Annotated in this window: 8 protein-coding genes; 7 read left to right on the top strand and 1 reads right to left on the bottom strand. The window is 63.5% G+C overall.

Annotated features, from left to right (window positions below; genetic code table 11):
• Window positions 1-2,734 (bottom strand): response regulator (locus APH36_RS30100; protein WP_060501869.1); only part of this gene is annotated, 2,734 nt, incomplete at its 3' end.
• A 193-nt stretch (window positions 2,735-2,927) separates the two neighbouring features.
• On the opposite strand from APH36_RS30100, the gene APH36_RS30095 reads away from it, so the two are divergent.
• From APH36_RS30095 to APH36_RS30065, 7 genes are all read left to right on the top strand, one after another.
• Window positions 2,928-3,647, top strand: coding sequence for a response regulator transcription factor (locus APH36_RS30095; RefSeq protein ID WP_060501868.1), 720 nt, complete (start codon window positions 2,928-2,930; stop codon window positions 3,645-3,647).
• A gap of 3 nt (window positions 3,648-3,650) precedes the next feature.
• Window positions 3,651-5,036, top strand: coding sequence for a cell wall metabolism sensor histidine kinase WalK (locus APH36_RS30090; RefSeq protein WP_060501865.1), 1,386 nt, complete (start codon window positions 3,651-3,653; stop codon window positions 5,034-5,036).
• 102 nt (window positions 5,037-5,138) lie between these two features.
• Window positions 5,139-6,038 (top strand): cysteine synthase CysM, encoded by a 900-nt coding sequence (cysM, locus tag APH36_RS30085; protein ID WP_060501863.1) that lies wholly within the window; start codon window positions 5,139-5,141, stop codon window positions 6,036-6,038.
• Window positions 6,039-7,397: a 23S rRNA (uracil(1939)-C(5))-methyltransferase RlmD gene (gene rlmD, locus APH36_RS30080; RefSeq protein WP_060501861.1), complete on the top strand. Its 1,359-nt coding sequence runs from the start codon at window positions 6,039-6,041 to the stop codon at window positions 7,395-7,397.
• Between the two features lie 96 nt (window positions 7,398-7,493).
• A complete protein-coding gene (gene relA / locus APH36_RS30075) occupies window positions 7,494-9,734 on the top strand; it encodes a GTP diphosphokinase (protein WP_016715458.1) in 2,241 nt (746 codons plus the stop codon).
• A gap of 64 nt (window positions 9,735-9,798) precedes the next feature.
• Complete coding sequence (mazG, locus tag APH36_RS30070) at window positions 9,799-10,632, top strand: nucleoside triphosphate pyrophosphohydrolase (RefSeq protein ID WP_060501859.1); 834 nt, start codon at window positions 9,799-9,801, stop codon at window positions 10,630-10,632.
• Window positions 10,633-10,658: 26 nt separating this feature from the next.
• The gene (locus APH36_RS30065; RefSeq protein ID WP_060501857.1) at window positions 10,659-11,198 is read left to right on the top strand and encodes a DUF2058 domain-containing protein; all 540 of its coding nucleotides are present in this window, start codon (window positions 10,659-10,661) and stop codon (window positions 11,196-11,198) included.
• Window positions 11,199-11,203 lie beyond the last annotated feature (5 nt).

Genomic DNA, 11,203 nt, shown 5'->3' with positions numbered 1-11,203 from the left:
GCGCCGCCAGCCGGCTGATCGCACCGTCCAGCTCATCCAGCGCCTGCTGTGCCTGCGGACTTTCCTGTTTGAGCAAGGTCTCGCTGCGCTGGCAGGCCGCGCGCAACTGCGGCACACCGCAATAGCGCGATGCGCCGTTCAGGCGGTGTACCTGCTCGATCAGGCCATTGCGGTCGTCTGCATCGCGGGCCGCACGAATGGCTTCGCGGTCTGCCTCCAGCGAAGCCAGCAGCATGCTCAGCATATCGGCTGCCAGGTCCGCCTTGCCAGCCGCCAGGCGCAAGCCTTCTTCGGGGTCGAGTACCTTGAGCTCGTCGCTGTTGGCCAACAGCTCGGTTTGCGCCTGCTGCGGTGTGCCCAGGCTCAGGCCCGTCCATTTCATCACCACCTGGGCCAGTTGCCGTTCGCTGATAGGCTTGGTCAGGTAGTCGTCCATGCCGCTGTGCAGCAATGCGCGTTTTTCATTGGCCATGGCGTGGGCGGTAAGGGCGACGATCGGCAGCGGGTTGCCGCTTTGGGTATTTTCCCAAAGCCGAATCTGCTCTGTGCAGGCGCGGCCATCCATGCCGGGCATCTGCACGTCCATCAGTATCAGGTCGAAGGGCTCGTCCTGTACGGCCTTCACCGCGGCATAACCGTTGTCTACGGCCAGCACCTCGGCGCCAAGGTCTTCAAGCAGGGTCTGTACCAAGAGCAAGTTGGCGGCATTGTCGTCGACGCACAGGATTTTCGGCTGCCGCTGGCCGTTGATGCTGTTCGCTTCGCCCAGCGGGCGGCGTGGTTGCACCAGCTCCAGCAGCAGACGACGCAGTTTGCGGGTGCAGGTCGGCTTGGACAGCAACTGGCCATGACCATTGGGCAGGAACGGGTGGTAAAGGGCTTGCTCGGTGGTCGGGCACAGTACCACGCATTGGCAGTGGTAGCGCTCAAGCTGCTGGTGGTAGCGGCCCAGTTGCTCGGGCGACAGGTTGCCCAGGTTGGCCCCGAGTACGGCGAACTCGAACGGCTGGCCGGCCTGGCTGGCAGCTTGCACCGCCTGCAGCAACTGGTCGTAGGAGGTGAACAGGCTGACGCTGAGGCCACAGTCTTCCAGTTGGTGTTCCAGCGCCTGACGGGCCAGCTCGTGGCCATCGACGATGGCGGCGCGCCGGCCCAGCAGCGGCTGTAGCGCAAACGCCTCGACATCGTCGTGGGCTTTGGGCAGGTTGAGGCTGATCCAGAACTGCGACCCTTCGCCCGGGGTGCTGTCGACGCCGATTTCGCCGCCCATCTGCTCGATCAGGCGTTTGGAAATCACCAGCCCCAGGCCGGTGCCGCCGGGTTGGCGTGCCAGCGAGTTGTCGGCCTGGCTGAAGGCCTGGAACAGCGTACGTACATCCTGCGGCGACAGGCCGATACCGGTGTCCTGCACACTGATGCGCAGCTGTGCGCTGTCTTCATGCTCGTCTTCGAGCATGGCGCGTACGACGATGGTGCCTTCGCGGGTGAACTTGATGGCGTTGCTGACCAGATTGGTCAGGATCTGCTTGAGCCGCAGCGGGTCGCCGATCAACGAAGCGGGCGTGTCGCGATAGATCAGGCTAAGCAATTCCAGCTGCTTGGCGTGGGCGGCCGGTGCCAGGATGGTCAGCGTGTCCTGAACCAGGTCACGCAGGTTGAACGGGATGCTGTCGAGCACCAGTTTGCCGGCCTCGATCTTGGAGAAATCGAGGATCTCGTTGATGATCCCGAGCAAATTGTCGGCGGATTTCTCGATGGTGCTCAGGTAGTCCAGCTGGCGCGGCGTCATTTCGCTTTTTTGCAGCAGGTGGGTAAACCCCAGAATGCCATTGAGCGGGGTGCGGATCTCGTGGCTCATGTTGGCCAGGAACTCCGACTTGATGCGGCTGGCCTCAAGCGCCTCCTTGCGCGCCATGTCCAGCTCGATGTTCTGGATCTCGATGGTTTCGAGGTTCTGGCGCACGTCTTCGGTGGCCTGGTCGATGCTGTGCTGCAGTTCTTCATGGGCATTCTGCAGGGTTTCGGCCATGCGGTTGATACCGCGTGCCAGCTCGTCCAGCTCATGGCTGCCCATGGTTGGCAGGCGTTCTTCCAGGTGGCCGTCCTTGAGCTGGTTGACCGCGTGCTTGATGCGCTCGATGGGGCCGTTGATGGTGCGGCTCATGCGCAGCGCCAGCAGGCCGCTGAGGGCCAGGCAGGCGAGGATCAGCAACAGGCTGGTGAACAGGTTGCGATAACCGCGCAGGAGCGTGCCGTCGTGCGACAGCTCGATCTCGACCCATCCCAGCAGGCGCTCGGCCTCGGCCGGTATGGCATCGGTGGCCAGATCTCGGTGATGGCCGAACACGGGCATCAGGTAGCGGGTGGCGTCATTGCCGCTGCGCTCCAGCAGTTGGGTGCCCGTGCCACCGCTGGGGGGCTGGTTGAGCATACTCGGGCCGGCGTGGGCCAGGCGTGTGCGGTCCGGGGCCAGGAAGGCGACGGCCCGTACGTCGGACTGTTCCAGGGTTTGCGCGGCGATACGCTCCAGTTGCGCTGGCGCGAGCCGGGCCATGGCGGGGGCGGCCAGTGGCGCCAGTTGTTCGGCAATCATCTTGCCACGCTGCAACAGCTGGGTGCGCAGGTCGTTCTGTTGCAGCCAGGTGAAGTAACTGCCCAGCACCAGGGCCATCAGGCCGGCCGGCAGCAGTGCCAGCAGCAGGACCCGGCTGCGGATTCCCAAGCGATCGAGCACACTCGCCTCCTGTGATGTGCCTGGATGCCATCAAGTGGTGACGGCCAAGCCGCGAAGTTACTCCGCCTGCGGCACCATTGCACCTCTTTAGTACGTGTTTTGCGCCATTGCCGGTGCATTGGTCGCAGGGCGGTTGCCTGGCAGGCGGTGGATGCTCAATAATTGCGCAATTGAGAATGCATGGCAGTTGCTAATGAATCCTGTAGCTATTCACAACTCCAATATCCTCGCCATCGAGGATGATCCGGTGCTCGGTGCCTACCTGCACGAAGAACTGCAACGCGGCGGCTTTCAGGTGACCTGGTGCCGCAATGGGCTGGAGGGCCTGGAGACGGCAGGGCGTCAGGTGTTCGATGTGGTGCTGATGGACATCCTGTTGCCCGGGCTCAATGGCCTTGAGGCGCTGGCACAGTTGCGCAAGCGCAGCGCCACGCCGGTGATCCTGATGTCGGCGCTAGGTGCCGAGGCCGACCGTATCAGTGGTTTCCAGCGTGGGGCCGATGACTACCTGCCCAAGCCGTTCAGCATGGCCGAGCTGCAGGTGCGCATTGAGGCCATCCTGCGTCGGGTGGCCCTTGAGCGGCGTCATCAGGCGCCGCAGGAGCAGGCCGGCGGCGGTGAGCTGCAGTTCGACGAGGGGCTGTGCGATGTGCGGCTGGATGGCCGCCTGGCAGGCCTTACGCCCAGCGAGTTCCGCCTGCTCGATATCCTCAACCGTAACCTCGATGACGTTCTGAGCAAGCCATTCCTTTACCAGCAGGTGTTGCAACGCGGCTATTCGCGGCATGACCGCAGCCTGGACATGCATGTCAGTCAGATCCGCCGCAAGCTCAAGGGCATCGGCTATGACGAGCGGCAGATCCGCACCGTGTGGGGCAAGGGCTACGTGCTCAGCGCCACCGAGGCGGAGTGAGCCATGCTCGACCGCCATTCGTTGTTCTGGAAGCTGGCCATCTTGCTGGTGGGCTTCTGCCTGCTGATGATTGGCCTCAGTTATACCTGGGGCCGGCACATGGAAATCCAGAACGCTTTCCTCTCTGAGCCGGCGCGGCAAACGCTGCGCGGCTATGCCGCCGAGGCCGAGCAAGCCTGGCGTAGCGGTGGGCGGGCGGGGCTGGACCAGTGGGTGGCGGCGATGCACCAGCGTGAAAGGGGCTGGGTGGGTGTGCTGGATATCAACCTGCGGCCCCTCGACAGTGCCACCCTCAACCCGCAGATCATGCAGCGGCTGACGCGCCTGCGCGGGGTCGATTGGCCTATGAGCCGTCGCAGCGTCGACCAGCCTTGGGTGCGTGTACCCTTCCCGTCGGCGCCGGAGCAGGGCATGCTGGTGATTGAACTGCCGCAGCGGTTCAATCCGGACCAGTACCGCTTGCTGTGGCGCATCGTCACCAACGGCATCATCCCCGGCCTGTTCACCTTGCTGCTGTGCGTGGGGTTGTACCGCATGTTGATCGTGCCCCTGAACCAGCTGCGCGAACAGGCCAATGCCTGGCGTGCCGACCAGCTGTCGGCACGCCTGGATTCGCGCACCATCGCCCGGCATGACGAGCTGGGCGAGCTGGCCCGCGCCTTCGACCAGATGGCCGAGCGGCTGCAAGGCACGGTGGCCATGCAGCAGCAATTGTTGCGCGACTTGTCGCATGAAATGCGCACGCCGCTGAGCCGGCTGCGGGTGGCCTGTGACGGTGAAACCGACTTGCAACGCTTGCGTGAGCGCCTGACCCGTGAAGTGGACGGCATGCAGCAACTGGTAGAAGACACCCTGCAGTTGGCCTGGCAGGACGCCGAACGTGCGCCGATGAACCTGGAGCCGATCGAAGTCCATGCGTTGTGGGAGCTGCTGGCCGAGAATGCCAGCTACGAGAGCGGCTGGTCGCTTGAACGCTTGCGCTGTGAAGTGCCGGCCGACTGCTGGGTGCAGGGCAACCTCAACCACTTGGCCCAGGCACTGGAAAACATGTTGCGCAATGCCATTCGTCACTCGCCGGCCGAGGGTGTGGTGCGCCTGGGTGGGCAGCGCGAAGGCAGTTACTGGTGGTTGTGGCTGGAAGATGAAGGCGGCGGGGTGGCGGAAGAGGATCTGGAACGGATCTTTGCACCCTTTTCGCGTCTGGACGGTTCGCGGCCGGGGGATGGTGGTTTTGGCTTGGGCCTGAGCATTGCCCGGAGTGCCATCCAGCGTCAGGGTGGCACCTTGTGGGCGGAGAATGGCAAGGATGGGCTGCGGTTGTGGATGAGGTTGCCGTTACATGTGCCAGCCTCTTCGCGGGCACGCCCGCGAGAGGCCAGCACAGGCTAACGTTATAGCTTGTAGCTATATCGACCACAGATTGCGTGATATGGCCGCGAAGGGTTTGCCGGTATGATAGGCGCCCCTGCCGTCCGGATTGTGAAATACGCCATGACCTTGCAGTACCCAACCATCGCCGATTGCGTCGGCAATACGCCACTGGTTCGCCTGCAGCGCATTGCTGGCGAAACCAGCAACACCCTCCTGCTCAAGCTCGAAGGTAACAATCCTGCCGGCTCGGTGAAGGACCGCCCTGCGCTGTCGATGATCACCCGCGCCGAGCTGCGTGGCCAGATCAAGCCCGGTGACACCTTGATCGAAGCCACCTCCGGCAACACTGGCATCGCCCTGGCGATGGCGGCGGCAATCAAGGGTTACAAGATGATCCTGATCATGCCCGACAACTCCACCGCCGAGCGTAAGGCCGCGATGACTGCCTACGGCGCCGAGCTGATTCTGGTGACCAAGGAAGAGGGCATGGAAGGTGCCCGCGACCTGGCTGAGAAGCTGCAGGCCGAAGGCCGCGGCCTGGTGCTCGACCAGTTCGCCAACGGCGACAACCCGATCGCCCACTACAACAGCACTGGCCCGGAAATCTGGCAGCAGACCCAAGGCACCATTACCCATTTCGTCAGCTCCATGGGCACCACCGGCACCATCATGGGCTGCTCGCAGTACCTCAAGGAGCAGAATCCGGCGGTGCAGATCATCGGCCTGCAGCCCATGGAAGGCTCGGCCATTCCAGGCATTCGCCGCTGGCCCGAGGAATACCTGCCGAAAATTTTCGACGCCACCCGCGTAGACCGCGTGGTCGACATGTCGCAGCAGGAAGCCGAAGACACCACCCGCCGCCTTGCCCGTGAAGAGGGCATTTTCTGCGGCGTGTCTTCCGGTGGTGCGGTCGCAGCCATGCTGCGCCTGTCCCACGAGGTGGAAAATGCCGTGATGGTCGCGATCATCTGCGACCGCGGCGACCGTTACCTGTCCACCGGCCTGTTCGACCCGAGCTAAATGTCCAAGAAAAAAAGCAACAGCGGCCTGCGCTTCCAGCCGGCCGGCGGCAACCGTAGCCCCCAGGTCCCCGTGGGGAAGAAGCAGCGCCTGGATATCGAGCGCCTGGCCGGTGACGGCCGTGGCATTGCCTTCCTTGACGGGCGCACCTGGTTCGTCAGTGGCGCTCTGGCCGGTGAGGCTGTGGAGGCGCGCGTGCTCAATGCCCGTGGCAAAGTGGTCGAGGCCCGCCTGGAGCGCCTGCTACAGGCCAGCCCCGAGCGCCGCGAGGCGCCGTGCCGCTATTACGACCGCTGCGGAGGCTGCAACCTGCAGCACCTGCCGCACGAAGCGCAGCTGGCGCTCAAGCAGCGCACGCTGGCCGAACAGCTGCAGCGAGTAGCTGGCGTGCAGCCCGAGGAATGGGCCGCACCGCTGAGCGGGCCGGAATTTGGCTACCGACGCCGTGCCCGCGTGGCCGTGCGCTGGGACGTCAAGGCGCGTCAGCTGGAGGTCGGCTTCCGTGCCGAAGCCAGCCAGGCCATCATTGCCATCGACGATTGCGCGGTGCTGGTACAGCCTTTGCAGTCGATTCTGCGCCACTTGCCGACGGTGCTGCGTTCCTTGAGCAAACCGCAGGCGCTGGGCCACGTAGAGCTGTTCAGTGGTACCGCCGAGGCGGTGCTGGTGCGGCATGTCGCGCCGCTGCCGGCAGAAGACCTGGCGAAACTGCAGGCGTTTTGCGAGCAGGCCAATGCCCAGCTGTGGTTGCAGGGTGAAGGTGAACCCGCGCCGGTGGACGCTACCGCACAACTGGGCTTTGCCCTGACACCGTGGCAGCTGGAGCTGGCCTGGCGCCCGGGCGACTTCGTACAGGTGAATGCCCAGGTCAACACGGCGATGATCGAGCAGGCCCTGGCCTGGCTCGCACCGCAGGCCGACGAACGTGTGCTGGACCTGTTCTGCGGCTTGGGCAACTTCGCCCTGCCGCTGGCCCGCCAGGCGCGCGAAGTGGTGGCTGTGGAAGGTGTACAGGCCATGGTCGATCGGGCCGCGGCCAATGCCCGAAACAACAATGTGCATAACGCACGGTTTTTTCAGACCGATTTATCGCAGCCTTTGGCAGGCACCGGATGGGCCGCCGAGGGCTTTTCTGCGGTACTCTTGGATCCACCGCGCGACGGTGCTTTCGAGGTGGTGCAAGGCATCGCACGCCTCCAGGCCAAACGGCTGGTCTACGTATCGTGCAACCCGGCCACGCTGGCGCGAGACGCCCAGGTGCTGGTCGGTCAGGGGTACCGGTTAAAAAGGGCCGGGATTCTCGACATGTTTCCTCAAACGGCGCATGTCGAGGCCATGGCGTTATTCGAAGCGGGCTAGCAGACTGGCCCCTTGGTGCGGCTTCCATGGAATGGCAGCCGCACGGTGATCGCCAGCGCACCCGCGTGGTGCGCTGTATGGAAAGGTAAAACAAAGATGGTACAGGTGAGAGTGCACCAGCCGGTCAACACCGACGGCAGTATCAATCTCGAAGCATGGTTGGACCATGTGGTAAGCGTCGATTCGGCACTGGATCGCGCAGCGCTGAAAGAGGCCTGCGAGTTTGCCCATGAAGTCGAGAAAAAGGGCAACCCGGCCAAGCATTCCTGGGCGGACGGTACGTCCAGCTTCCAGGCGGGGCTGGAGATCGCCGAAATCCTCGCCGACCTCAAGCTCGACCAGGACTCCCTGGTGGCAGCGGTCATCTACCGCTCGGTGCGCGAAGGCAAGGTCACCCTGGCTGAAGTCAGCCAACGTTTTGGCCCGGTGGTGTCGAAGCTGATCGACGGCGTGCTGCGCATGGCTGCCATCAGTGCCAGCCTCAGCCCTCGGCAGTCGCTGGTGCTGGGCTCGCAGGCGCAGGTCGAGAACCTGCGCAAGATGCTCGTGGCCATGGTCGACGACGTGCGCGTGGCCCTGATCAAGCTGGCTGAGCGCACCTGCGCGATCCGTGCGGTCAAGGCTGCTGACGACGAGAAACGCCTGCGTGTCGCGCGCGAGGTGTTCGACATCTATGCGCCGCTGGCGCACCGCCTGGGTATCGGCCACATCAAGTGGGAGCTGGAAGACCTGTCTTTCCGCTACCTCGAACCCGACCAGTACAAGCAGATCGCCAAACTGCTGCACGAGCGCCGGCTGGACCGTGAGCGCTTCATCAGTGACGTGATGAACCAGTTGCAGAACGAGCTGCTGGCCACGGGCGTGAAGGCCGATATCAGCGGTCGGGCGAAACACATCTATTCGATCTGGCGCAAGATGCAGCGCAAAGGCCTGGAATTCAGCCAGATCTACGACGTGCGTGCGGTGCGCGTGCTGGTGCCGGAAATCCGCGACTGCTACACCGCGCTGGGCATTGTGCACACGCTGTGGCGGCACATCCCCAAAGAGTTCGACGACTACATCGCCAACCCCAAGGAGAACGGCTATCGCTCGCTGCACACGGCGGTGATCGGCCCCGAGGGCAAGGTGCTGGAAGTGCAGATCCGTACCCACGGCATGCACGAAGAAGCCGAGCTCGGTGTATGCGCCCACTGGCGCTACAAGGGCACCGACGTCAAGCCAAGCTCCAACCACTACGAAGAGAAGATCTCCTGGCTGCGCCAGGTGCTGGAGTGGCACGAAGAGCTGGGCGACATCGGTGGCCTGGCCGAGCAGCTGCGCGTCGACATCGAACCGGACCGGGTTTACGTGTTCACCCCGGACGGCCATGCCATCGACCTGCCCAAGGGTGCCACGCCACTGGACTTCGCCTACCGCGTGCACACCGAAATCGGCCACAACTGCCGTGGCGCCAAGATCAACGGCCGTATCGTGCCGCTGAACTACAGCCTGCAGACCGGCGAGCAGGTCGAGATCATCACCAGCAAGCACGGTAACCCCAGCCGCGACTGGTTGAACTCCAACCTGGGCTATGTCACCACCTCGCGGGCGCGGGCCAAGATCGTTCACTGGTTCAAGCTGCAGGCGCGCGACCAGAACGTCGCCGCTGGCAAGACTTTGCTCGAACGTGAACTCAGCCGCCTGGGCCTGCCGCAGGTCGACTTCGAGCGCCTGGCCGAGAAAACCAACGTCAAGACCGCCGAGGACATGTTCGCCTCGCTGGGGGCGGGTGACCTGCGCCTGGCCCATCTGGTCAATGCTGCCCAGCAGTTGCTGGAACCCGAGCGTATCGAGCAAATCGAGCTGGTGCCGCGCAAGCCTACCGGCCCGCGTACTGGCAAGCGTGGCGATATCCAGATCCAGGGGGTCGGCAACCTGCTGACGCAGATGGCCGGCTGCTGCCAGCCGCTGCCGGGCGATGCCATTGTCGGCTACATCACCCAGGGCCGTGGCGTGAGCATCCACCGCCAGGACTGTGCCTCGGTGCTGCAGCTGGCGGGCAAGGAGCCGGAGCGCATGATCCAGGTAAGCTGGGGGCCGATCCCGGTGCAGACCTACCCGGTCGATATCGTCATTCGTGCCTACGACCGCCCGGGCCTGCTGCGCGATGTTTCGCAGGTGCTGCTGAACGAGAAAATCAACGTGCTGGCGGTGAACACCCGCTCGAACAAGGAAGACAACACCGCGCTGATGTCGCTGACCATCGAGATCCCGGGCCTGGACGCGCTGGGGCGCCTGCTGGGGCGCATCTCGCAGTTGCCGAACATCATCGAGACGCGGCGTAATCGTACCCCTTGATAACCTGCATTGGGGCCGCTGTGCGGCCCATCGCCGGCAAGCCCCCGCCGAGGAGTTGCTGACAATGACCTACACCCTCGAAGACCTGCTGCACCTCATGGCCCGCCTGCGCGACCCGCAGTACGGCTGCCCATGGGACCTCAAGCAGAACTACGCGAGCATCGTCCCGCACACCCTCGAAGAGGCCTACGAAGTCGCCGACACCATCGAGCGCGGTGATTTCGAGCACCTGCAAGGTGAGCTGGGCGACTTGCTGTTCCAGGTGGTCTACTACAGCCAGCTGGCCCGGGAGGAGGGGCGTTTCGAGTTTGATGGCGTGGTCGACAGCATCACCCGCAAGCTGATTCGTCGCCACCCGCATGTATTCCCTACCGGCGAGCTTTATGCGCCGCTGGATACCCCCAGCCTGAGCGAGGCCCAGGTCAAGTCCCGTTGGGAGGAGATCAAGGCCGAGGAGCGGGCCGAGAAAAGCACGCCCGAGCAACTGTCGCTGCTCGATGACGTGCCGTCAGCCTTGCCGGCCCTGTCCCGGGCAGCCAAACTGCAAAAGCGCGCGGCCACGGTCGGTTTCGACTGGCCGTCGGCATTGCCGGTGCTGGACAAGGTGCGCGAAGAACTGGACGAGGTGTTGCAGGCCATGGCCGACGGCGATGCCGATGCCCTCGAAGATGAAGTGGGCGACCTGCTGTTCGCCACCGTCAACTTGGCCCGCCACCTCAAGCATGACCCGGAAAACGCCCTGCGCCGCGCCAACCGCAAGTTCGAGCGACGTTTCCGTTTTATCGAACAGGCATTGCGCGACAGTGGTCGCCCCATTGAAGATTGTAACCTTGACGAACTGGATGCCCTTTGGGGTGAGGCCAAGCGTCAGGAAAAGAACCTGCCCAGCTGCGGCTGAGCTGTTGCATAAGTGAGTGAACATTCATGAGCCTTTCCCTTCGCGACCAATTGCTCAAAGCCGGTCTGGTCAACCAGAAACAGGTCTCGCAGACCAACAAAGCTGAAAAGAAACAGAAGCGCATGGAGCACAAAGGCCAGGTCGAAGTCGACGACAGCCAGCAGCGCATGGCCAAGGAAGCCATGGCCGAAAAGGTCAAGCGTGACCAGGAGCTGAATCGTCAGCAGCAGGAAAAGGCCGAGCAGAAGGCCCGTGCCGCCCAGATCAAGCAACTGATCGAAGCCACGCGCCTGCCCAAGCTGAGCACCGAGGATTACTACAACTTCGTCGATGACAAGAAGGTCAAGCGCATTGCCGTCAATGCCTTGATGCGTACCAAGCTGAGTAACGGCGCGTTGGCCGTGGTGTCGCATGCTGGTGGCTACGAGGTTATCCCTCGCGAAGCGGCGATGAAGATCCAGGAGCGCGACCCTGGCCGTATCCTGCTGCTCAATACCCATGTCGAGGAAGCGGACGAAGACGACCCGTACGCCGCCTACAAGATCCCTGATGATCTGATGTGGTAAACACG

The organism is Pseudomonas sp. NBRC 111133 (genome assembly GCF_001320605.1).
Classification (GTDB): domain Bacteria; phylum Pseudomonadota; class Gammaproteobacteria; order Pseudomonadales; family Pseudomonadaceae; genus Aquipseudomonas; species Aquipseudomonas monteilii.
Note: the sequence above shows the minus strand (reverse complement) of the source record. Positions and strands in the feature narration are given on the sequence as shown.